At 31.9% G+C, this 24,340-nt stretch carries 24 protein-coding genes; 4 read left to right on the top strand and 20 right to left on the bottom strand.

The features are described 5' to 3' along the window. Positions 1–72: 72 nt before the first annotated feature. The 3 genes from JM82_RS00745 to JM82_RS00755 form a co-directional block, all read right to left on the bottom strand. Positions 73–762, bottom strand: coding sequence for a toxin-antitoxin system YwqK family antitoxin (locus tag JM82_RS00745; RefSeq protein WP_145000312.1), 690 nt, complete (start codon positions 760–762; stop codon positions 73–75). 139 nt (positions 763–901) lie between these two features. Beyond that, positions 902–2,806 carry a membrane protein insertase YidC gene (gene yidC, locus JM82_RS00750; protein WP_145000315.1) on the bottom strand — a complete coding sequence of 635 codons (1,905 nt, stop codon included), beginning with the start codon at positions 2,804–2,806 and terminating at the stop codon, positions 902–904. An 84-nt stretch (positions 2,807–2,890) separates the two neighbouring features. Then, on the bottom strand, positions 2,891–4,507 hold the full coding sequence (locus JM82_RS00755; RefSeq protein ID WP_145000318.1) for a CTP synthase: 1,617 nt from the start codon (positions 4,505–4,507) through the stop codon (positions 2,891–2,893). Positions 4,508–4,788: 281 nt separating this feature from the next. Between JM82_RS00755 and JM82_RS00760 the strand changes: the two genes are divergently transcribed. Beyond that, positions 4,789–5,664: a cation diffusion facilitator family transporter gene (locus JM82_RS00760; RefSeq protein WP_145000321.1), complete on the top strand. Its 876-nt coding sequence runs from the start codon at positions 4,789–4,791 to the stop codon at positions 5,662–5,664. 24 nt (positions 5,665–5,688) lie between these two features. Here JM82_RS00760 and JM82_RS00765 read toward each other — a convergent pair whose 3' ends face one another. The 6 genes from JM82_RS00765 to bshC all read right to left on the bottom strand — a co-directional run bounded on the left by JM82_RS00765 (position 5,689) and on the right by bshC (position 13,193). Then, a complete protein-coding gene (locus tag JM82_RS00765; protein ID WP_145000324.1) occupies positions 5,689–5,919 on the bottom strand; it encodes a DUF3820 family protein in 231 nt (76 codons plus the stop codon). A 1-nt stretch (position 5,920) separates the two neighbouring features. Next, complete coding sequence (locus tag JM82_RS00770) at positions 5,921–6,463, bottom strand: hypothetical protein (RefSeq protein ID WP_261375222.1); 543 nt, start codon at positions 6,461–6,463, stop codon at positions 5,921–5,923. Positions 6,464–6,484: 21 nt separating this feature from the next. Further along, positions 6,485–8,428 carry a LysM peptidoglycan-binding domain-containing protein gene (locus tag JM82_RS00775; protein ID WP_145000329.1) on the bottom strand — a complete coding sequence of 648 codons (1,944 nt, stop codon included), beginning with the start codon at positions 8,426–8,428 and terminating at the stop codon, positions 6,485–6,487. A gap of 173 nt (positions 8,429–8,601) precedes the next feature. Continuing rightward, complete coding sequence (guaA, locus tag JM82_RS00780; protein ID WP_145001094.1) at positions 8,602–10,134, bottom strand: glutamine-hydrolyzing GMP synthase; 1,533 nt, start codon at positions 10,132–10,134, stop codon at positions 8,602–8,604. An 81-nt stretch (positions 10,135–10,215) separates the two neighbouring features. Beyond that, positions 10,216–11,589 carry a pyridoxal phosphate-dependent decarboxylase family protein gene (locus JM82_RS00785; RefSeq protein ID WP_145000331.1) on the bottom strand — a complete coding sequence of 458 codons (1,374 nt, stop codon included), beginning with the start codon at positions 11,587–11,589 and terminating at the stop codon, positions 10,216–10,218. 2 nt (positions 11,590–11,591) lie between these two features. Further along, positions 11,592–13,193: a bacillithiol biosynthesis cysteine-adding enzyme BshC gene (gene bshC / locus JM82_RS00790; protein WP_145000333.1), complete on the bottom strand. Its 1,602-nt coding sequence runs from the start codon at positions 13,191–13,193 to the stop codon at positions 11,592–11,594. A 130-nt stretch (positions 13,194–13,323) separates the two neighbouring features. On the opposite strand from bshC, the gene JM82_RS00795 reads away from it, so the two are divergent. Continuing rightward, positions 13,324–14,583 (top strand): carboxypeptidase-like regulatory domain-containing protein, encoded by a 1,260-nt coding sequence (locus tag JM82_RS00795; RefSeq protein ID WP_145000335.1) that lies wholly within the window; start codon positions 13,324–13,326, stop codon positions 14,581–14,583. 6 nt (positions 14,584–14,589) lie between these two features. On the opposite strand, the gene JM82_RS00800 is transcribed toward JM82_RS00795, so the two are convergent. The 3 genes from JM82_RS00800 to rimO all read right to left on the bottom strand — a co-directional run bounded on the left by JM82_RS00800 (position 14,590) and on the right by rimO (position 17,107). Next, positions 14,590–15,225: a YiiX/YebB-like N1pC/P60 family cysteine hydrolase gene (locus JM82_RS00800; RefSeq protein WP_145000337.1), complete on the bottom strand. Its 636-nt coding sequence runs from the start codon at positions 15,223–15,225 to the stop codon at positions 14,590–14,592. Beyond that, a complete protein-coding gene (locus JM82_RS00805; protein WP_145000339.1) occupies positions 15,226–15,723 on the bottom strand; it encodes a DUF4878 domain-containing protein in 498 nt (165 codons plus the stop codon). A gap of 76 nt (positions 15,724–15,799) precedes the next feature. Continuing rightward, positions 15,800–17,107 carry a 30S ribosomal protein S12 methylthiotransferase RimO gene (gene rimO, locus JM82_RS00810; RefSeq protein WP_145000341.1) on the bottom strand — a complete coding sequence of 436 codons (1,308 nt, stop codon included), beginning with the start codon at positions 17,105–17,107 and terminating at the stop codon, positions 15,800–15,802. A 94-nt stretch (positions 17,108–17,201) separates the two neighbouring features. Between rimO and JM82_RS00815 the strand changes: the two genes are divergently transcribed. Further along, on the top strand, positions 17,202–18,278 hold the full coding sequence (locus JM82_RS00815) for a serine hydrolase domain-containing protein (RefSeq protein ID WP_145000343.1): 1,077 nt from the start codon (positions 17,202–17,204) through the stop codon (positions 18,276–18,278). A gap of 346 nt (positions 18,279–18,624) precedes the next feature. Here the strand turns inward: JM82_RS00815 and ftsY are convergent, their stop codons facing one another. From ftsY to JM82_RS00855, 8 genes are all read right to left on the bottom strand, one after another. Continuing rightward, positions 18,625–19,599 (bottom strand): signal recognition particle-docking protein FtsY, encoded by a 975-nt coding sequence (gene ftsY, locus JM82_RS00820; protein ID WP_145000345.1) that lies wholly within the window; start codon positions 19,597–19,599, stop codon positions 18,625–18,627. Positions 19,600–19,892: 293 nt separating this feature from the next. Continuing rightward, a complete protein-coding gene (locus JM82_RS00825; protein WP_145000347.1) occupies positions 19,893–20,045 on the bottom strand; it encodes a DUF4295 domain-containing protein in 153 nt (50 codons plus the stop codon). Positions 20,046–20,079: 34 nt separating this feature from the next. Next, complete coding sequence (gene rpmG / locus JM82_RS00830) at positions 20,080–20,262, bottom strand: 50S ribosomal protein L33 (RefSeq protein WP_028282775.1); 183 nt, start codon at positions 20,260–20,262, stop codon at positions 20,080–20,082. A gap of 27 nt (positions 20,263–20,289) precedes the next feature. Further along, entirely contained in the window at positions 20,290–20,526 is a 237-nt protein-coding gene (gene rpmB, locus JM82_RS00835) for a 50S ribosomal protein L28 (RefSeq protein ID WP_028282774.1), read from the bottom strand. An 82-nt stretch (positions 20,527–20,608) separates the two neighbouring features. Beyond that, complete coding sequence (locus JM82_RS00840) at positions 20,609–21,859, bottom strand: competence/damage-inducible protein A (RefSeq protein WP_145000349.1); 1,251 nt, start codon at positions 21,857–21,859, stop codon at positions 20,609–20,611. Beyond that, on the bottom strand, positions 21,859–22,200 hold the full coding sequence (locus tag JM82_RS00845; protein WP_145000351.1) for an Hpt domain-containing protein: 342 nt from the start codon (positions 22,198–22,200) through the stop codon (positions 21,859–21,861). Before JM82_RS00845 ends, JM82_RS00840 begins: the two co-directional genes overlap by 1 nt. A 3-nt stretch (positions 22,201–22,203) precedes the next feature. Beyond that, positions 22,204–22,815, bottom strand: coding sequence for a fumarylacetoacetate hydrolase family protein (locus JM82_RS00850; RefSeq protein ID WP_145000353.1), 612 nt, complete (start codon positions 22,813–22,815; stop codon positions 22,204–22,206). Positions 22,816–22,818: 3 nt separating this feature from the next. Next, complete coding sequence (locus JM82_RS00855) at positions 22,819–23,592, bottom strand: 3'-5' exonuclease (RefSeq protein ID WP_145000355.1); 774 nt, start codon at positions 23,590–23,592, stop codon at positions 22,819–22,821. Between the two features lie 72 nt (positions 23,593–23,664). On the opposite strand from JM82_RS00855, the gene JM82_RS00860 reads away from it, so the two are divergent. Continuing rightward, positions 23,665–24,303, top strand: coding sequence for a glutaredoxin family protein (locus JM82_RS00860; RefSeq protein ID WP_145000356.1), 639 nt, complete (start codon positions 23,665–23,667; stop codon positions 24,301–24,303). Positions 24,304–24,340: the final 37 nt, after the last annotated feature.

Here is a 24,340-nt window from a genome sequence, read left to right on the forward strand (position 1 = left end):
AACCAACATTTTGATAGCAAAAAAAAACGCCTTAAGACATTAAGGCGTTTTTTAATTTATAATAACTAAAGCTTATTTTTTTGCTTTTTTATCTAAGTCTTTTTCTTCGACTAACTTCCCATCTTTATAACGTTTCCATACACAACATTTTACGTCGTCCTTGTAATAACCTTCTACAGCTATAACACCATCTTTAGTGTAAGTTTTATAAGGACCTTCAAACTTATTAGCGTTATAAGTTATTAGTTTCATTATAGTACCATTTTCTGCATACCATTTAGATTCGCCATGTAATAATCCGTCCATGTAATATGCTTTTTCGGCTATTTGACCATTTAAATAAAATACCAAACGTTCTCCTTCAAGCTTACCTTTATCATTATATAATTCTTGCGTCATAACTTGGTCTACATTTTTATGATAAATTACCCATTTACCAATATAATCATGACCACGCATTTTACCTTCACTTATCTTTTTTCCATTACTAGAATAAAAGGTTACTAAAGCAACATCATTATCTGCATTAAAAACCTTGGTCGCAGTTAATACCGCTTTATTATCTATATTTTTATAAAATTTGAATGTTCCTACTTCCTTACCATGGTCAAATTGGCCTTCATATCTAACCACTTTAGTATTGTCAAAATTCTTTTTCCAAGTACCATGACGTTGTGCATTAGCGTCAAACTGATTTAAACTTTGAGCCATCACTAGACTTGTGACAAATAAACAGAATAATAAAAAACTTGTTTTTTTCATTGTATCGTTACTTTATATCGCTTTCGCGGAAACCATGCCTTCCGGTTTAACGTTAAAATTAAACATTTGTTATAACAAAAAAGCTGCCAAACTAAAATTATAGCAGACAGCTTTTTTTTATTAATTTTAAATAAAGAGATTATTTACCTTTATTTTTTTGTTGCATTTGTTTTTGTTTTTCAGCTTGTTCCATCATTTCTTTCATTTTTTTCTGAAACTTGCTTTCTTTTTTAGGCTTAGCTTTTTGAACCTGAATATTAGCATGAATCTTATCTTCATCTAATATAAAATTCTTAATTACCAATAAAATACCAATACTAATTAAATTAGAGATAAAATAGTATAAACTTAGTCCTGAAGCGTATTGATTAAAGAAAATTAACATCATGATTGGAGCAAAGTATATCATATACTTCATCATCTTAGCCATATCAGGCATGCCTTCTTGTTGTGGCGCTGACATTTGGTTTTGACCAGTCGTTAACTTCATGTAAAAGAAAATAGCGATTGCAGCTAATATTGGAAATAAACTTACGTGATCTCCATATAATGGGATATTAAAAGGTAATTCTGCAACAACATCATAAGAAGATAAATCTTCTGCCCATAAAAACTTTTTCTGTCTTAAAGCAAATGCAGTTGGGAAAAACATAAATAAAGCATAAAATACTGGCATTTGAATAAATGCTGGTAAACATCCTGCTAAAGGACTTGCTCCTGCTTTGTTTTGAAGTGCCATAGTTTCCTGTTGCGCCTTCATTTTGTTGTCTTTATACTTTTCTCTGATAGCATCAAGTTCTGGTTTTAAAACTTTAAGCTTCATTTGCGATAAGTATTGCTTGTATTGCACAAATGACATAGCCAACTTAATAAGTACTGTCATTACAATAATTGCAATTCCGTAAGGTAAAAACGAACTTAATCCGTTAAATAATGGAATAAATAAAAACTTGTTAATCCATCCAAAAATTCCCCATCCAAATGGGATACTTTCCACTAAATTATCATCGTATTTTTTTAAAATCTCGCTATCTGTTGGTCCATAATACAACTTTAAATTGTTGTTAATTGAGGCTCCATTTAAAGCTAATGCAGTTTTAGTAGAAAATTGTTTTGTAAATACAGAATCTACCGCTTCGTCTTCTACTAAGTTTTTAGATGTAATTGAAACTTCCTTAAACGCTTTATCAGACACTAGAATAGTACTAAAAAAGTGTTGTCTGTATGATAACCATGTTACGTCCTCTTCAACCTCATCATCGTCACCCATCTGAGATAACTTGTCTACATCACCATCTGTTTGGTAGGTTAAACGTGTGTATCTATTCTCGTAACTAATACTTTGGTCATGTCTTATTGTTTTTTGTGTCCAATCTAAATTAATAGGATTTGACGTATTTATAGCAGACTCTAAACCTTGAGATTTAATGGTAAAATCTACCATATAATCGTTTGGCTTAACTACATAATTATACTCCAAAAATTTATCTTCTGCAGTTTTTAACTTCATGGACACTACTGTGTTTTCTCCACTTTTACTAACTGTAGGCTGAAAATATAAATCTTTAGTATTTAAAGTACGATTATCTGTTGTTTGGAAATTGATATTAAATACCGAATTACCATCCTTTACTAAGTAAATTGGAATAGAATCAAAGTTTACAAAGTTTTTAAGTTTAACCTCTGATAAATGACCACCTTTTGTATTAAACTTTAATGCTAACAAATCACTTTCAACCAATACCTCACTATCTGTAGCAGTTGTAGTCGCTAAAGAATAAGCAAAATCACCGATTTTTGATTGTAATGCTGCTACTTGAGTAGAGTCCTTTGGTTTAGAAAAATCTAATGCAGTAGTAACTTTAGTCTCTGATGGAGCTGTAGCATTTACTTTTTTCTGAGCCTCAATTTGAGCTTGCTTTTCTACCTCTTGCGCTTTAAGCTCTTCAGGAGATGGCTGGTTTTGCCACATCATGAATAATAAGATTCCGAAAATTAATACAAATCCTATTATCGACTTAACGTCTAGTTTTTTTTCTTCCATAATTGTTTGGTTCCTCTAACTTATTCAAGGAATAATTAATTAGTCAAATATACGACCACTTTTAAATTGGTGTCAAATTGACACTTATTTTTTCTTACTGTGCTTTAAACTTGCTTTTACAAATGCCACAAATAAAGGATGTGGATTGGCTACTGTACTTTTATATTCTGGGTGGTATTGCACACCAACAAACCAAGGATGAGATGGATTTTCAACAATTTCGACCAATTTTGTATCAGGATTATAACCAGTTGCTTTTAATCCTGCAGCTTCAATTTGAGTTTTAAAATTACTATTAAACTCATATCTATGTCTGTGACGCTCTTTAATATCTTGAGATCGGTAGACTTTATAAGCTATAGACTCTTTTTCGATATGGCAATCCCAAGCACCAAGACGCATTGTTCCTCCTTTGTCTGTGATGGTTTTTTGGTCTTCCATAATATCAATAACTGGATTTGTAGTCTTAGAATCCATTTCTGTAGAGTTAGCATCTGCTAATCCCATGACGTTACGACAAAACTCAATAACTGCCATTTGCATACCTAAACAAATTCCTAAAAACGGAATGTTGTTTTCGCGTACATATTTAATTGCTGTTATTTTTCCTTCTATACCACGCTCTCCAAAACCTGGAGCTACTAATACACCATCAAGGTGTGATAACTTCATTTTAATATTGTCTGCATTTAAATACTCAGAATGTACAGACTCTACATTTACTTTAACTTCGTTTTCTGCTCCAGCATGAATAAATGCTTCTAATATAGACTTATAAGAATCTTGTAACTCTACATATTTACCTATTAATCCAATTGTAATTTCAGATTTTGGATTTTTATGTCTTTGTACAAACTTATTCCAAGTTGTTAAATCAGGAACGTCACTATTTAATGCTAATTTTTTAAGTACAACTTGATCCAGTTTTTCTTCAAGCATTAAATTTGGCACATCATAAATTGTTGATGCATCAATAGATTGTATGATTGCCTCTTCGCGTACATTACAAAATAAAGCTAATTTTCTTTTTAGATCTGAAGGTAATTCATGCTCTGTACGACAAACTAATATATCTGCTTGTACACCACTTTCCATTAATGTTTTTACACTATGTTGGGTTGGTTTTGTTTTTAACTCTCCAGCTGCTGTTAAATATGGAATTAATGTTAAGTGAATTACTAATGCATTATTATCACCTAAATCCCATTTTAATTGTCTTACTGCTTCAATGTATGGTAAGGACTCAATATCTCCAACGGTTCCACCAATTTCTGTAATAACAATATCATAATCTCCAGAATTACCTAGGATTTGGATTCTGTGTTTAATTTCGTCAGTAATATGAGGGATAACTTGTACTGTTTTTCCTAAAAACTCACCTTTACGTTCACGATTTATAACGCTTTGATAAATACGTCCAGTCGTAACATTATTAGCTTGACTAGTTGGTACGTTTAAAAAACGCTCATAATGTCCAAGGTCCAAATCGGTTTCTGCACCATCATCTGTAACATAACATTCGCCATGCTCATATGGGTTTAGCGTACCTGGATCTACGTTAATATAAGGGTCTAATTTTTGGATTGTGGTTCTGTAACCTTGCGCTTGAAGTAGTTTAGCAAGAGATGCTGCTATAATTCCTTTTCCTAAGGAAGATGTTACTCCTCCTGTTACAAATATGTACTTAGTTTCTGATGTCATGTTGCGTTGTTAAACGCGAGCAAATTTACGATTTTTAAGTAGAAACTGTTGGTCTTTCTTGTTTTATTTTTACAACTCTTTTTTATATTTTTTAAAGAGCTACTTAGCACTTACATCTATTAATTATTTAAAAAACCTAAACTTTGCTTGTTCACTTAGGCTTTGAAAAACAACTGATTAGATTTTAATTTCATCAAATTACTTAGTGACACCTTTTTTAACATGGTTATTAATATAACTTTACGTATTTTTTAGAATGATTAAAAAATCAAACCTACACAATGACTAACGAGCAAACTGCAATACGAACAACTTACTTTAGTATTATCGGAAACACATTGCTTGCGCTTATTAAGGGACTTGCTGGTGTTTTTGGAAACTCTTATGCATTAATCGCAGATGCTATTGAGTCTACAACAGATATATTTGCTTCACTATTAGTATTATTTGGTTTTAAATATGCAAAACGACCTGCAGATGATAATCATCCTTATGGTCATGGAAAAATCGAACCTTTAATCACTTTTGCTGTTGTTGCCTTTTTAGTTGTGTCTGCGACCATTATTGCATCAGAGAGTATTCATAATATTTTAACACCTCATAAAACACCTAAATCATGGACACTAATTGTTTTAGGTGTGATTATTATTTGGAAAGAAATAGCGTTTCAGATTGTAATAAAAAAAAGTAAACAAACCAATAGCTCATCATTAAAAGCAGACGCTTGGCACCATCGTAGTGATGCTATAACGTCAGTGATGGCATTTATTGGTATCTCTATAGCAATAGTATTTGGTAAAGGATTTGAAACTGCTGATGATTGGGCTGCTTTATTTGCGTCAGCCTTTATATTATATAATAGTTATTTAATTTTAAGACCTGCTTTAGGTGAAGTCATGGATGAGCAAGTTTATGATGATCTAATTATTGACATTAGAGAACAATCCTTAAAAGTGGAAGGTGTTTTAGGTACTGAAAAATGCTTTATACGTAAAGCTGGAATGAAGTTTAATGTTGATTTACATGCTATTGTGGATGGTAATATTTCAGTAAAACTAGGACACGACATTTCTCACAACTTAAAAGACTATTTGCGAGAACAAATACCAAATTTAGGACACGTGCTTATTCATATAGAGCCTAATGAAAACTATTAATAAGCTTAAAATCTACTAAGAAGTCTATTTAGGATATTGTTTTTTTATGTTACGAATTAAATCTTCCAATCCATTTAATTTAACCGTATAAACGGTTTCTAACATTTCGCCTAGCTTTCCTTTAGGGAATCCTTTATTATGATACCAAACAATATAATACTCTGGTAAGTCTATCAAGAAACGGTCTTTATATTTACCAAAAGGCATTTTGGTATGTGCCAATTTAATTAAAAAATCTTTGTCTGGTTGAAGCAAATTATCCTTTAGATTTAAACTTGTTTACAGCTTTTAGACGCACAGCAATACTGTCCTTCCATTTTTTTTGACCATCGACGTTAATAGAATATTCGCTTTGTAAGTCGTACGTGTTTTGCATCTCTGCTAATTGACTATCAATCGCATTATGCATATCTTGAAGTGTTTTAGCCAAATCTTCATGTGGCCTAATTGCAGCGATGCGTTGCCTAAATAGCCTTGCATGCAACTCTGTAATATCAAAATGTAATTGCTCGTGACCTAAAACGTGTTTATCTACTTGGTCTGATTTACACCAAGAATGTTCTGGATAAAAAAACGCTTTAACTAAGGTTTTAAAACCATAGACTTTATCATCACGTTTGTTAATAGAGTAACTAAAAGTAATACCAGATGCTGTTACTGCAACAGCATCTGTATCCTGATTAGGTTGTCCTTTAAAATCATCCCAATTAAGTTTATAATTTTCACTCCAGGACAGCTCCTCCATTACATCACTGTGTAACAAGAAAAACCCCAAGCAAATAAATACGTACTTAAACATGATTATAAAAACGACTACTTTTTAATTTTTTACTTCTACTATTTTTAAATCTTGGTATTTAACAATGTATACTGTATTGTTGTAATACCCTCCAAATAATTTCTTTTTGTATGCAAATTTATTTTCTACATAAGTTGTCAATGGTGACTCGTTTACAGAGGTATAAATATCCTCTGAAGTTACTAAACGTAAAACAACATCCATTGTTAAATCAAATCCTCTTACAGCGTATGTGTTTGGTGACTCATTATACATTGCTTTGTAACGTTTTGCAAAACTGTTATTTTCGTCTTCGCTAAAAGACTTATTAATGGACGCATAGGTAAATCCTAAATTAGACAAATGCGTACTTCTAACCTCATCATCCTCAAACGCACTATTTTTATCTGTAGTTGTTAATACGACAGACATATTTGGTTTAATTTTAGAATTTAAGATACTAGAAACATTTGATACAAATCCTGCATTTTCAGTTTCTAAAAAGACAATATTTTTACCTGGTTTAAGCACATTAACCATATCCTGATCAAATACATAATAAGCATCTGCTCCTGTCTTAGCAACTTTTCTAGATTTTACCATTGCTGCCTTAGGGAAAGACACCTTAAGCGCATCTGCTGTTGCTTTATTTTTCATATCAGAGACGATTATAAAGTGTGATGTGCTATCTGCTTTAAAATAATTTAATAGTTTTTCTTTTAACAATGCCTCGTCTGGTCTAGACTGAAACACATTTTCTTGTAAGTCTACCGTTTTTGTTATTGGAGATACTAATGGTATTTTTTTACTTTTTAGTGTTGCTGCTGCAGTATTAAAAAGTTTTGGCATTACTGGTCCAATCACTACATCTACATCGTCAAAATTATTAGATTGTAATAATGACACAACTTTACTTTCTCTATTTTCTGTATCATAGATATCTACCTTAAGATTTATTCCTAAAGTTGCTAAACTATCTATTGCCATTTTTGCTCCTGAGTAAAAATCTAAAGAGGTACTAACATAAGGATCGTTTTTTATTAGCTTTTTAGCGTCGTAAACTGAGTCTGCATCTACCTTACTTAATTTAAAAGGTAGCATTATTGCTATATGTTTTGTATTTACATCCAAATTACGTGTTGTTAAATCTGATGTATACAACTTCTCTCCTGCCAAAGTGATACCTAAACCTTCATTTTTTGCTCTAACATTAGCATCAAAAGGTATTTTTAAAACCATACCTTCTTTTAAGCCTGTGGTTAAAAGCTCTGGATTTAATTGCTCTAATTGCTCCTGTTCTAATCCGGTTTTAAGTTTTAGTCTATAAAATCCTTCAGATTTTAAAACTGTGTAATAACTGTATTTTTCATCTATTGTTTTTACTTCTTCAGCTTCTAGATTAGGAACATTTATAACTTCTCCTGGTTGTAAAACAGCTGACATATCAGGATTTAAATCTTCTAACTCTTGTACTGTTATACCGTATTGGTAAGCTATACGCCATTTTCCTTCTTTTGGATTAACAGTATGTGTTTTTGTCGCTAATTTTGTCTCAACAATAGCTTTAGTTACTTTGTAAACTGGAATTTTAATTTTATCACCTTTACGCAAATTGTTAGCATATAGTTCTGGATTATGCTTTTTAATTTCCTCTTGCTCTACATCATATTTTTTAGATAAACTATATAGTGTTTCTTTACGCTTAACCTTGTGGGTTTTAAAGCCATCTAATGTTTTAACCTCTGTTAATTTTGGTGATGTTTGTGCAGCTTTACTATTTGGAATAATAAGTACAGAATTTACTTTTACTTCTTTTCTAGCGTCTGGATTTAATGCATAAATCTGAGATTTTGTAACACTATATTTAGCAGCAATTTGCTCTATAGTTTCTCCTGCATTTACTTTATGCGTTTTGTAATTTTGCGCTTTCGCGGAAGCACAGCCAAACATTACGACTACGCTTAAGATATATATTAATTTTCTCATATGTTATTTATACGTTTCAAACTGCGTTAGCGGTTGTAATGGCATCCTTTTTTTTGCTGCCATATATGGCAAAAAAAAGATATAATGGAAGACGCGACCCTTGTGGTAACGCCCAACATTTTGATACTATTTTATCAAGCTTAAAAAATTACTTAAAGTGACGGTATTACTCTTTATTCCCACTCAATAGTTGCTGGTGGCTTACTGCTTATATCGTACACTACTCTATTAACGCCTTTTACTTTGTTTATTATATCGTTACTTGTTTTTTGTAAAAACTCGTATGGTAAATTTACCCAGTCTGCAGTCATACCATCAGTACTTTCTACTGCTCTTAGTGCTACACATTTCTCGTAAGTACGCTCGTCACCCATAACTCCTACACTATTTACTGGTAGTAAAATAGCACCTGCTTGCCATACTTTATCGTATAATCCTGCGTCGCGTAATCCGTTAATAAATACTGCATCTACTTCTTGTAATATACGTACTTTTTCTGCAGTGATATCACCTAAAATCCTGATTGCTAGACCTGGTCCTGGAAATGGATGGCGTCCTAAAAGGTCTTTATCCATACCCATACTTGCACCTACACGTCTTACTTCGTCCTTAAACAAAGCGCGAAGTGGCTCTACAATTTTAAGTTTCATGTAGTCTGGTAATCCACCTACATTATGATGACTTTTTATTGTTGCACTTGGTCCTCCTGTTGCACTTACACTTTCTATCACGTCTGGATAAATAGTCCCTTGTGCTAACCATTTTACGTCTTCTATTAGGTTTGCTTCTTGGTCAAAAACTTCGATAAACGCGTTACCAATAGCTTTACGCTTTTTTTCTGGATCACTCAGTCCTGCTAATGCATCCAAAAAGCGTGCCGAAGCGTCTACACCTTTTACGTTTAAGCCCATTCCTTTGTATTGTTCTAATACATCAGAAAATTCGTTTTTACGTAATAATCCGTTATTTACAAAAATGCAGTACAGGTTTTTACCTATTGCTTTGTGCAATAACATGGCAGCTACTGAGCTGTCTACGCCTCCTGATAATCCAAGAACAACTTTATCGTCTCCAAGTTTTGCTTGTAAATCCTCAACGGTTTCTTGCACAAATGCATTTGGTGTCCAATCTGGATTTACATTTGCGATTGATACTAAAAAGTTTTCTAGTAATTGTTTACCATCTTTAGAGTGGTAAACTTCTGGATGAAATTGAATCGCGTAAGTCGACTCGCCTTCTATCTTATAAGCTGCATTTTGCACATCGTGTGTGCTTGCTAATAATTTTGCGTTTGTTGGTAGGTGTTTGATAGTGTCACTGTGACTCATCCATACTTGACTACCTATTGTTATATTTTTAAAAAATGTATCCTCCTCTACAAAACTTAAGTTGGCACGACCATACTCGCGTGTATTAGATTCGGCTACTTCACCTCCAGAAAAATGGGCTAAATATTGTGCTCCGTAACAGACAGCTAGCATAGGCTTTTTACCTCTAATTTCTGACAGATCCGGATGAAAAGCATCCTTTGATCTTACAGACATTGGGCTACCAGACAGTATTACTGCTTTGTAGTCGTCTACGTTTTTTGGTGGTTTGTTAAAAGGGTGTATCTCGGAATAGATGTTAAGCTCTCTAACTCTGCGCGCAATTAGTTGTGTGTATTGCGATCCGAAATCTAAAATAAGTACTTTGTCGTGTTGCATGCACAAAAATAGTAATTGCATTGATAAATACTATTTATGATTTATGAAAATTTGCACTATTTTTTTAACAATTAACAAATACTATTTCATGGACTCCAAAATCGCTTTAATATCTTGAGTAGTTGTGTCTGGATTTATAAAGCAAAAACGAGAAACTGTTTCAAAAGTAGCTCCAGTTTTCCATTTGGTTGGTGTTACTAATGCAAAGCCTTTATCGTGATTTTTAAAAGTCCAATCTCTGTAGTCATTTGCTGTCCATCCCTTGCGTCTATAAAGTACACAAGATAAGCTTGGATCTCTTACAAGCTCTACATGATCCATATTTTTTATTAATTGTCCAGCTATGGTTGCTAATTCCAAACCACGCTCCACAGCTTCTTTATACCTATCTGTACCATGAGTAGCTAAACTAAACCATAAAGGTAATCCACGTACACGACGTGTTAGTTGTATTTGGTAATCTGTTGGATTAAAACCATGTGCTCCTTCGTCTTTAAAAATATCTAAATAGGAACCTTCCTGTGCGTGCGCTTTTTTAGCTAATTCTGGTTGCTTATATATTACAGCACCACAATCGTATGGAGAAAACATCCATTTGTGTGGATCAATGGTAATGCTGTCTGCTTTTTCAATTCCGTTAAATAAGTGCCTAACAGAGTTTGCTGCTAACGCACCACCACCATAAGCTGCATCTACATGCAACCATAAATGTTCTGTTTCGCAAATGTTTGCAATACCTTCTAAATCGTCAATAATTCCTGCATTTGTAGTTCCTCCTGTTGCAACTACCGCAAATAGACGTTGTCTTTGGTGTGTTGTTAAGTCTGCAATAGTTTGCTTTAAAGCGTCCCCTTTTAAACGGTCTTCTGTATCTACCAATAATACATCCACATCCACCACTTTAGCCATAGCTTTGATTGAAGAGTGTGCACCAATTGAGGTAATGATTAACCCTTTTTGATTTTTGTTGTCATCGTTTAAACTTCTCCAATACTCGCGTGCTGTAACAATTGCAGACAAGTTTGCTGCAGTACCACCACTAGTAAATACACCAAAAGCACCTTGTGGTAATCCTGTTAAGGATACAATCCACTTCATAGCTTCGTTTTCGCAAAAAATACCACCTGCTCCTTCCATCCAATACGCACCATGAATACTTGATGCTGAAGTTACCAAATCAAATAAAATAGAGGCTCTGGTTGGAGATGCTGGCACAAATGCTAAATGACGTGGATGATCAATTTTTACATTGGCATGCATTAAGTGTTGCTTCCATAGGTTAAAAGCAGTCTCGCCACCAATACCTTTGTCTGTCACTGTTTCTCCTACTAGTGCCTTTAAAGTTTCGGCTTTTTGAGGTTTACCAATGACGTCTTCAGTTTTTGAAATACGATCTATTGTATATTTCATGACGTCTAGCGTCATTTCAACTAAATCTAAATCTATTTTATGCATGCTTATAATTCAAGAATTAAAAATTGACCTTGCAAAGGTTTTAAATTTTTAATTAACTGAGGTATTAAATCTGCACCAAATTCTAAATATAATTCTGAAAAATTAGTATTACGTTCTTGCAAACTATAATTAGGAAACAATTGGTATTGTAAATCGGTAATACGCTCTACATGATCTTTAAGTTTTCTTTTTTGAGCAGTTAACAATCTTTTTTCAAGATGTGCCAACCCATTAATTTGCTTTTTTTCTTGAGAAGCTACAGCACCAACAAAAGACTTATCCGTTGATTCTGCAAGCTTATAAAGTTGTTGAAACTGTAATTTTAGATGTTGAATTTGCTCAGAAAAATCAATATCAATATTAGAAATTTCTCGTACTTTTTTGTTAATAAAACTATCACGTTTTAAAAACAAATCCTTATCAGATATGCTTAGTTTTTTAAGTTTATCCGCTTGCTGTTTTGTTTTTATTAAAACCGAATTACGTAAAAGTAATATTGGAAAAACTACATTATTAGCTTCAAAATTAGCTTTTAACTGAAACCAGTAAGCTAGCTCACCACCTCCACCAATGTAACATAAATTTGGCAAAATAACTTCTTGATACAATGGACGCATAATTACATTAGGACTAAAACATTCTGGAGTCTGGTCTATATGTTTTGACAACTCTTCTTTAGTCCAAGATATTGACGTGTTTAAAACAGAATATTTTTGATCTTTAAAAACTATACGTTCTCTTACATTTTTAGTGATGTAAAATAAATTTATATCTCTAGGATTTACTTGTATAGAGTAGTTTTCTGATACTTGACTTAATTGATTTGATGTTTCAGTAACTTTTTGAAATGATGTATTATTAAATAACTCTGTTTTAATTTGAGGTATAAATAATGTTTTTAAATCTTTATTATTAGCATCTATAATTACCAAACCATGCTCACCAAATAATACATTTGCTAAATAATGTGTAGCTTTAGCTAAATTATCATGTTTTAAGTATGCGTTTTCAAATAGTGTTTTTAAAAATTTAGCATTTTGACCAATCCCTAACTCTTTTGCAAAAAGGTCTAATACGTTATCTAAATCAGTAGTATCTAAATCTCCAACTGCTCCTGAAGCAATTTTGTTCCAACGTATCTTTTTACCTTTAAAATTGAAATAATTTATTTCTTCAAAATCATGATCCTCTGAAGCCATCCAATAGATAGGCACAAAATTATATTCTGGATATTGTATTTTTAATTGCTTAGTTAAATTAATTGTTGACACAATTTTATACAAAAAATATAATGGTCCTGTAAATAAATTAAGCTGATGACCTGTTGTAATTGTAAAGGTTTTATTGTCTGCTAATAACCTAATGTTAGTGTCTGTAGCTTCTGAAGTTTCCAGAAGGTTATATTGCTCTTGCAAAGTTTTTACTAAGACAACTCTACCTTCTTGAGAAAAATTATCTTGCTTCTGTTTTATTTGAGCTTCAAAGTTTTTGATATTAGGAAACCTATTATAAAACGGTTTTAGTGATTCAGCTTCAGCTAAATAATCACAAATTAATTGAGAAAAATATCCTGTTTCTTTAAAGGGTATACAGTCTGTTGGCATAGTTACAAATTAATCTGCTGTAAAGATAAGGCAGTTTGCCCTTTAGTATGTCTTAAAATTAACATAAAACCCAAGAGTAAAGTGTTGAAATTTGAGTAACTTTATAAGATAATCTGCAAACACAACACTAGTGAAATCAACTGTACTACCTTTAAACATTAAAAACTACATAGTCTATTTTACACTACTAACTTGTTTTTTTGGTTTTAGTCAAAATATAACCGAATTTAAAGGAATAGTTTTAGATAAAACTACCAATAATCCTTTAGCATTAGCCGATTTAATTATTACCAACTCCAATGTTAGTACTATAGCTAATAGTGATGGTGAGTTTACGTTAAAGGTTCCAGAAGACCTGTTACAAAACAATGTAACAATATCTTATTTAGGGTATCAAAAATTAGAAGTTGCTTTATCAGAATTTAAACCAACTGATACTAAAATATATTTACAAGAAGCAGCTACAGTATTGGCTGCTATAGATATTGCAGCACCTAAAGATGCAGAAGAATTAGTAAAAAAAGTACTAAACCTAAAAGGAGACAACTATGCTACTGAAACTGTGTTTATGACAGGTTTTTATAGAGAAACTATTAAAAAACGTAACAGAAATGCATCATTGTCTGAAGCCATTGTTAGCATTAATAAATCGTCTTATAACTCTAGCAAAAATGACGATGTTACTTTAATAAAGGCTAGAAAAAACACGGATTACTCAAGGTTAGATACCATAGCACTTAAAATTCAAGGAGGTCCGTTTAGCAGTTTACACACTGACATTATTAAGTATCCTGAATACATTTTTAATGATGAAACCCTGAGTGACTACACGTTTACTTTTGGTAGATCTACTCAGGTTGATAATCAATTAGTTTATGTTGTAAATTTTAAACAAAAAGAAAATGTTTATAGACCTTTGTATTATGGCACACTTTTTATTGACGCTAATAATTATGCTTTAACTAGTGCTGTTTTTAATTTAAATGTTGAAAATCAAACCGAAGCTACCAAATTATTTGTTAGAAAAAAACCAAGAAAAGCTAATGTATATCCAACTGAAGCTGCTTACAAGGTTAATTATAGAACAAAAGATGGCAAATGGTATTTTGCTTATAGCAATATATTAATCTCTTTTAAAGTTAATTGGGATAACCGATGGTTTAATAGTAGATATACATTACAAAGTGAAATGGCTATAACAGATTGGAATATTAATAAGAATTTATTAACCAATACACAGTCTAAAAAACTTAAACAAAATAGTATTTTACAAGACCAAGTTTCCGGCTTTAGAGATCCCGATTTTTGGGGTGAATATAATATTATAGAGCCTGAAAAATCTATTGAAACTGCTATTAAGAAAATTAAAAGGCAAGTCGAAAAAAACTAGATTATTTTACTTTTGGTGATTGATTATAATATTAAAATAATTTGGATCGTAAAACGTTTTAAGTGTATTATATTTTTGCTGATCTGTAATACTATCTGCTACTTGCATAATTTTTAAATTATGCTCATATATACGCCAAATTAACTCAGAGCAATAATGCTCAGTAGTATCTTTATAATTAAAGCTATGATCAAACGGTAATTGTTTTTTATAGTAATAATCAATTTGCTTTACAATTTTACTTTGTTTAATTGTATCTATATTTTTTAATCTAGTGACTAAAATAGTGCTGTCATGAGAATTGTGCACAAAAGAATCTATTGCCTGCAAACGTAAACCATCCTGATTAGATACGCTACTTGACAGCGCATGTGCAATTTTTAAACTATCATTTTGCTTGATTACAACACCTAGATGCGTGACATCATAGTCCTCACTCATCATTTTAGAAATCATTGTACTTACAAAACCATAACCTCGTCGTAAAATAATATCTCCAGTTTGAAGTTTAGCTTTTTCTTTAGGCGATAATTTATACAAAAAAGACGATTCATACGGTCTGTTTGAATCGTCTTTAAAAAATTTATATGCTAAAAAAATAACAGCTAAGACTAGTGATATTTTTATAGTGGTTTTTAACATTTACTCTGCAGCCTCATAATCATCTTCCTCAATCATTTCCTCATCCATATCGTCATCAGACTCCATATCAGGATTTCCTGTTTCTTTATTAGCTTTATCTAAGCCTTCTTTATTCATTGACTCTTTGTCCATACTTACCAACCATTTTCCTTCTTCTTTAATAAGATTCATTGGCATGTCTTGATCTTTTTCATCTTGACTACTTGACATTTTTACAGTACATACTGCTTTGTCTCCATCAATTTTAGTATCAACTACTTTAAAAGAAATATCTGCTTCTTTCATCTTATCTGCAAATTGATCTTTTGCGCCAAAAGACTCTAGCATAGACAACATAGATTTTGTGTCCGTAGTTGCATGTTTTTTAGCTGTTTCAAAATCTCCAGAATACATAGCTTCTAAAAAGCTAATTGTAGCACCTTCTGGTCCTCCACCACCACAAGCTGTTAACATAAAAAAGCAAGCTACTACTACTGTTTTTAATACTGATTTTTTCATTTTTTGGTTTGTTTAGTTTTGTAAATATACTTTTTTAGATTTAACATTCAAATTGTTTTATTTTGAATACCTTAATTTAAGCTTTTACTAACTCACCATAAAGATCAAAATCTTCTGCTTCAGTCACTTTAATATTGTAATATTCTCCTGTTTTTAAATACGTGTCAGTTGCATCAATTAACACTTCATTATCTACATCTGGACTATCAAACTCAGTACGACCTACAAAATAAGTACCTTCCTTACGGTCTATAACCACTTTAAAGGTTTCTCCAATTTTTTCTTGATTTAACTCCCAAGAAATCTGAGATTGAATTTCCATAATTTGGTTAGCCCTGTCTTGTTTCACTTCTTGTGGCACATCGTCTTCCAAGTTATAGGCATGTGTGTTTTCTTCATGAGAATAAGTAAAACAACCTAAACGCTCAAAACGCATATCTTTTACCCACTGTTTCAATTCTTGAAAATGTGCTTCCGTTTCGCCTGGATAACCAACAATTAATGTTGTTCTAATAGTCATCTCTGGGACTATAGCTCTAAACTGCTTAATTAGGTTTGTTGTTTTTTCTTTGGTAGTACCACGACGCATACTTTTAAGTAAATCGTCACTAATATGTTGTAATGGAATATCTAAATAATTACAAATTTTTGGCTCTCGCTTCATTAAATCTAACACATCCATTGGGAAACCTGTCGGAAAAGCATAATGCAATCTAATCCATTCAATACCTTCAACTTTAACTAAGTTTTCAAGTAACTCTGCTAAGTTTCGTTTTTTGTATAAATCTAAACCGTAATACGTTAAATCTTGGGCTATTAAGATTAACTCTTTAACGCCATTTGCTGCTAACTTTTCAGCTTCCGTAACTAAGTTTTCAATTGGTGTAGATTTGTGCTTACCTCTCATTAAAGGAATCGCACAAAAACTACATGGTCTATCACAACCTTCTGCAATTTTTAAATAGGCATAGTTTTTAGGTGTAGTTGTTAAACGCTCTCCTATTAACTCATGTTTATAATCTGCACCTAAAGCTTTAAGTAAACCTGGCAACTCTGTAGTCCCAAAATATTGGTCTACATTAGGTATATCTTTTTGTAATTCTGGCTTATAACGCTCACTTAAACATCCCGTTACAAAGACTTTATCAACCTCTCCATCTTCCTTTTTTTGCATGTACTCTAAAATAGTGTTCACGCTTTCCTCCTTTGCATTATTAATAAAACCACAGGTATTAATAACTACTACGTTACCTTCTTCCTCATGCACAACTTCTTTTCCGTTAGCTTTTAATTGTCCCATTAGGACTTCGCTATCGTAGACATTTTTACTACAACCTAAAGTTATTACGTTGATTTTGTTCTTTTTAAGTGACTTTGTTCTCATACCTCATTTTTGGATTGCAAAGATACTATCAAATTTTAATATAACAGATATTAAACCATTTTGATTTATATTGGTCTAATAAAAAACTAATAGTATGAAACCAATCTATTTAATTTTTAGTTTACTAACCTTCATTAGTTTAAGTTGCACATCAAAAGATGACACTGATTTAAAAGAAAATCATGACGCGCAAAACATATATTTCCCTCCTTTAGATAGTGATACTTGGGAAACTAAATCACCTTCCGAGTTACAATGGAATACTTCAGCTTTAGCTGAATTATCTTCATTTTTAGAAAACACAAACACCAAATCGTTTATAATTTTACATAAAGGAAAAATTGCTTTTGAGCAGTATTTTAATGATCATGCTTTAACTGATCCTTGGTATTGGGCAAGTGCAGGAAAAACATTAACTTCAACTGTTACAGGTATTGCTCAAGACCAAGGATTATTAGAGATAAGCAGCAAAGTGTCCGATTATTTAGGAACAAATTGGACTAGTGAAACTTTAGAACAAGAACAACTAATTACATGCCAAAATCTGTTATCCATGGACTCTGGTTTGGATGATAGTCTAGGCGATAGTGTTGCACCAGAAAATTTGCAATATATTGCAAACGCAAGTAATCGTTGGGCATACCACAATGTATACGTCAAATTACAAGATGTTGTTGCTGCAGTTAGTAATCAAAGTTGGTCTGATTATTTTAATGAGAACTTAAAAAATAAAATTGGTATGACAGGTACTTGGATTACTATAGGAGACTTAAGTGTTTATTGGAGTACTACCAGAAGTATGGCTAGATTTGGTTTAATGATTTATGCAAATGGCCAGTGGGATAACCAACAAATTGTATCTGATGCATTTTTAAATCAAGCAACAAACACTTCACAAAGTATTAATGAGGCTTATGGCTATCTATGGTGGTTAAATGGTAAGTCTAGCTATCATCTACCACAAACTCAGGTTGAATTTACGGGTGAATTAATTCCTAATGGTCCAAGCGGTATGTATTGTGCTTTGGGTAAAAATGACCAAAAACTATACATTGTACCAAGTAAAGATTTGGTTATTGTAAGAATGGGAGAAGCAGCTGACGACTCTAATTTTGCTTTATCAAGTTATGATAATGCGCTTTGGGAGAAATTAAATAATGTATTTAATTAATAAATTTATATTCCATAAGGATTAATGCTGTATAGTCCATCAAATACAATATTAGGATAGAAAAAATAGAATAAACAGATTGTAAAAATCAAAGTAATTATTACCTTATTAAGTGTTTCTTTTAATAGACTTCTCCAACAATACCAAATACAAAATGCAAAAAGCGGTATTATAACTACTAAAGGAAAAAGCGAATAGTAGATTAACTCTTCAGGAATTAAAGGACTTTTAGGTTGTATAAAAAAAATTATAGCGAAAACCACATGACTACAAATTGCTACTAACAAATAAAGTATTATAAATACAGTAATAATTCTAAAAATTCGATCGGAATTAAAAGACATGCTTATTTAAAGAAAGAATCTACGAACTCAAACTTATTAAACACTTGCAAATCTTCAATACCTTCTCCAACACCAATATATTTTACAGGAATTTGAAATTGATCACTTATACCTATCACAACACCACCTTTAGCAGTACCATCTAATTTAGTAACTGCAAGGCTTGTAACCTCTGTTGCAGCAGTAAATTGCTTGGCTTGTTCAAAAGCATTTTGACCAGTACTACCATCTAAAACTAATAATACATCGTGTGGCGCATCACCAACAACTTTTTGCATGACACGTTTAACTTTAGTAAGCTCATTCATTAAGTTAACCTTATTGTGTAAACGACCAGCAGTATCAATAATAATAACATCTGCATTTTGATTAACTCCAGATTGTAGGGCATCAAATGCAACTGAAGCTGGATCGCTTCCCATATCTTGACGTACCATAGGTACATCTACACGATCTGCCCAAACTTGTAATTGATCAATAGCTGCAGCTCTAAAAGTATCTGCTGCACCTAAAACTACTTTTAACCCTTGTTTTTTAAATTGATAAGCTAATTTACCAATAGTGGTTGTTTTACCAACTCCATTAACACCAACAACCATTAAAACATAAGGTGTCTTAGATCCATCTTGTTGTTTAGGTAATTGCGGAATTTTATATTCTGTATCTTCACCAGAGTTAGTTTCTGACAGTAAGCCTGCAATTTCCTCTCGTAATATTCTATTAAGCTCATCTGTACCAAGATATTTATCCTTAGATACTCTAGCTTCAATACGTTGTATTATTTTTAAAGTGGTATTAACACCAACATCACTTGAGACTAATACTTCTTCCAAATTATCTAAAACTGCATCATCTACTTTAGACTTTCCAGCGACAGCTTTACTTAATTTACCTAAAAAGCTTGTACTTGATTTTTCTAAGCCTTTATCTAAGGTTTCTTTTTTTTCTGAAGAAAATATTTTTTTAAAAAAACTCATTTCAAATTATTGTTTTTGTTTATATACTGATCCCTAAAAAGAGATCAAGGTTTAATATACTTTAATAATTATAAGTAAATCTATCACTTATAAATGTATATTTTACAACTTTAAATTGATGTTGTATACTATTAATCACTTTATATAATAATCAACATAACAATTATGAAGCCTAATTTACAGGACTGCTACATTGTCATATTTATATAATGTAAAGTAACGTAATATTTTAAAAACAAAAAAGCCACTTTCCAAAGGTAAGCAGCTTAATACTATATTAAAATAGAGTAAAATTATTTCTTATCTAAGAAATCTTTTACTAATTCAGGTGACATGATTGACTCAACAAACATGTAAGCTCCTGTTTTTGGAGACTTCACCATTTTAATTGCTTTTGATAATCTTTTAGACGATGTCTGTAAAGATGCTACGGTTTTCTTTGCCATGACTTATATGTTTTAGTATTCCTTAAAAGGAATATTATTTAATTTCTTTGTGTACGGTCATTTTCTTCAAGATAGGATTGAATTTTTTAATTTCCATTCTATCAGGAGTGTTCTTTTTGTTCTTCGTTGTAATATAACGAGACGTTCCTGGCTTTCCAGACTCTTTGTGCTCTGTGCACTCTAATATTACTTGTACTCTATTACCTTTCTTTGCCATAATACTTTAATTTACCTAATTGGGTAATTATTTTATAAATCCGTTTGCTCTAGCTTTTTTCAAAGCAGCAGCAATACCTATTTTATTGATTGTTTTTAATGCTGATGTAGATACTTTTAAAGTTACCCACTTATCCTCTTCTGGAAGATAAAAACGCTTTTTTATCAAATTAGCATCAAATGTACGCTTTGTTCTATTCATAGCGTGAGACACGTTGTTTCCAACCATTGCCTTCTTTCCTGTAAGTTCACAAACTCTTGACATTACTTTATAACTTTAAAAATATGTTATTAAAAATCGAGGTGCAAATATACTAATTATTTACTATTTGGCAATAGCTAAATAATTAATTTTCAAAAATTTCTTTTTGAAGCAACTCTAAAGCCTTATTTACTGTTTTATTTATGACGCGTTCTCTATGGTTTCCCATATTAAATTTATAAGCCTTTACTCCGTTTTTTGAAGCTATTGCTATAAAAACTGTTCCAACCTCTGCGTCAGAGTCTCCTTTTGTTGGTCCAGCGTTACCTGTTGTAGCAACAGCGTAATCTGTTTTAATTATTTTTTTAATATTGGCTGCCATAGCTTCTGCAACCTCTAAACTGACCACAGAATGACGATTAATCAACGCTTCTGGAACACCTAAAAGATCAATTTTAGTCTGTGTGGCATAACTAACAATTGCGCCTTTAAAAAATTCTGAAGCACCAGAATGAGACGTAAATTGCTCTGCTAATTTTCCGCCTGTACAGCTTTCAGCTAACGCTAAAGTTTGTCCTTTTTTTGTTAATTGTCTTGCAATACTTAGCTCTAAACCTTCATCATTGTCCTGAAATCCAACAAAAACATCTTGAATTAATGGTAATATTTTATCAATTTCAACTTGAATATCTAAAGCTAGATTAGCCTCGTCCTCACCTTTTCCTGATAAACGCAATCTTACTTTACCTAAACTTGGTAAATAGGCTAATTTAATATGTTTTGGAAGCGCGTCTTCTATAGCTTCTATACGTTCTGCAATTACGCTTTCACCTAATCCATAGGTTAGTATGGTTTTATGCAAAATATATGGTCGTTTATACTTTTTGACTAAATTAGGTAGCACTTCATTATCTATCAATGCTTTCATCTCGTATGGCACACCTGGTAAAGAAATAAAGGTTTTATTTCCTTTTTCTAACCACATACCTGGAGCTGTTCCAAACCTATTCATTAACACTTTTGCTTTAGTTGGCACTAGTGCTTGTTTTTTATTAATTTCGGAAATAGGTTGGTTGATGTACTTTTTAAATAACTGCTCTACGTGGAGTAAAACCTCATCATTTTGAACTAAAGTATCTTCAAAATAATCTGCTAAAGTATGCTTTGTAATATCATCTTTGGTTGGACCTAATCCACCTGTTATTATGATAATATCTGCATTGTTTTCTGCTTCAGCAAATGCTTTTAACAAATGCTCTCTATCGTCTTGAATAGAGGTTATTTGATAAACAGAAACACCAATAGAATTTAATGCTTTACCTATAAATGCTGAGTTTGTGTCTACTACTTGCCCAATTAGAATCTCGTCACCAATGGTAATTATTTCTGCTTGCATTATAAATTAAAATCTTGAATAATCTCGTTAGTTGCATTATCAATAGCTGCTAAAACGATGTTTAATTTATCTGTAATATCGATCTCTTTTTTTTCAAATTTACCCCAATCTTGCACCTCAATTATATCGTCAAGTATACCTAACTCAAACATATCAACTGTAGGTTTCATTTTGTGTGCTGTTTGATAAGTCAATAGATAATTTTTGTTTTCTACTGCCAATTTAAGCACTTTAGCATCACTTGGTACTTCATCTATAAAGGTTGAAGCTAAAGCTAAAATAAACTCTTGATCGTCGTCTGCTAATTCTTTTAGTCTATGTAGTTTGTAATGTTGTTCCATGTATTATTTAACTGTTATAGAAAATAGTTCTTTATCCTCTAGATAACCTTTTAATTTATCATTGGCAACTACCTTGCCAACTCCTGAAGGTGTTCCCGTAAATATAATATCTCCAATCTTTAAAGTAAAATATTTTGAGACATATTCTATCAATTCGTCAATTTTCCAAAGCATAAGGCTTGTGTTTGCGGTTTGAACCACACTTGAGTTTTTCTCTAACCTAAAATTTAAACTATCTACATCAGAAAATTCTGACTTATCAATCCATTTACCAATTACTGCAGCTCCATCAAAAGATTTAGCTTTTTCCCATGGTAAACCTTTTTCTTTTAATTGTTTTTGTAAATCACGCGCAGTAAAATCTATTCCTACACTTAATTGATCATAATATTTATGAGCAAATTTTTTATCAATATGTTTTCCTAGTTTGGTAATTTTAACTAAAACCTCAACTTCATGATGCACATCGTTTGAAAAATCTGGAATAAAAAAAGGTTGTTTTTTTAAAAGTATGGCATTATCAGACTTAATAAACACTACAGGATCTGTAGGTTTTTCGTTTTCTAATTCTTTGATATGATCTGTGTAGTTACGACCGATACAAATTAATTTCATATTTTAAAATTTATTATTTAAAGCTCTTAATTTAATTGCTGTCAACACTTTTTTAGTGTACAACGGAAAATCTGCATTAAGTAACCATCCAAAATATCCAGGCTCTTTGTCTAAAACCTCTGTTACTAATTTGCCTTTATGCTTTCCAAAAGAAAACACTTCTTGTCCTTCCTTATCATAACTTATAAAACCTGCAAAATCTGCAAATTTTTTGCGAGAACTAAATTCGGCTAAAAATTTTGTGTCATTTTCAAGTTCGTCATAACGCTCTACCTGAGCTTTTAAAACCTCGTATGTTGCTAACGTATCCGCTTCTGCTGTGTGTGCATTTTCTAAACTTTTATCACAATAAAACTTATACGCTGCACCTAAAGTGCGTTGTTCCATTTTATGAAAAATTGTTTGCACATCTACAGCAACACGACCTTTCATGTCAAAGTCTAAATCTGCGCGCAGCATTTCTTCCGCTAAAAGCGGAATATCAAAACGGTTAGAATTAAAGCCTGCTAAATCTGCATCTTTAATCATCGCATTAATCTCTGGTGCTAATTGCTTAAATGTAGGCTCGTTGGCAACTCTCTCATCAGTAACACCATGAATTGCAGACACCACAGCTGGAATTGGCATTTCTGGATTAACTAACCAGGTTTTACTCTCTTTATTTCCGTTAGGAAACACTTTTAATATAGAAATCTCTACGACCCTATCGTTGGTAATATTGATTCCTGTAGTTTCTAAATCGAAAAAGCAAATTGGTTTTGTTAAGTTTAATGACATAAAAGAATTTATTGGTATGGTTTATGCAAATATAATTCTAATCTGTTACTTTTACTTTGTAATACTTTGAAAATGATTAGAAACCTTATCCTGCTGCTTATCACTTTTACTACTATGACTGTTTACTCCCAGAACAATCATAAACATGTCTCTATAAAAGAAGAGGTAAAAGGAAAACGATATGAGCTTTATATTGAAAATACCGACTCCATATCCTATGATGTTTTTTTAAAAGTTGAAACTAATGATTTTAGACGTAGTAGTGAGCGTCCGATTTTAGAGACTATTCCTGGTAATAGCAAAAAACGTGTATTAACCATGGTGAAGCTAAATAATACCGAAGGAAAATACACCTACATTTTAGTGGTTAACGAGGTGTCTTATAGCCTAGAGATTGATAAAGATTTTGAAATTATAGATTTTAAATTAGACAGAGCATTACACAACAAAGAGGTCACACTTTACACTAAAGACGACTGCACGATTTGTCCTGATGCTAAACACATATTAACAAAAAACAAGATTAATTATACTGAATATAATCTAGATAAAGACACGACACATTATGATAAAATAATTAAAGAATTTAAATCCATTAATTCTAAAAGTGACTTTAGCCAAATCCCGATTTTAAAGATTGATGACAAACTTTACAACAATATCACTAGTTTAGACGAGTTTATTCAAGCTTTACGCGAAGGACTAAATTAACAAATACTGCTACCTAAATTGGTTTTAAATTAATTAT

The sequence above is a fragment of the Olleya sp. Hel_I_94 genome (genome assembly GCF_007827365.1).
GTDB lineage: Bacteria > Bacteroidota > Bacteroidia > Flavobacteriales > Flavobacteriaceae > Olleya.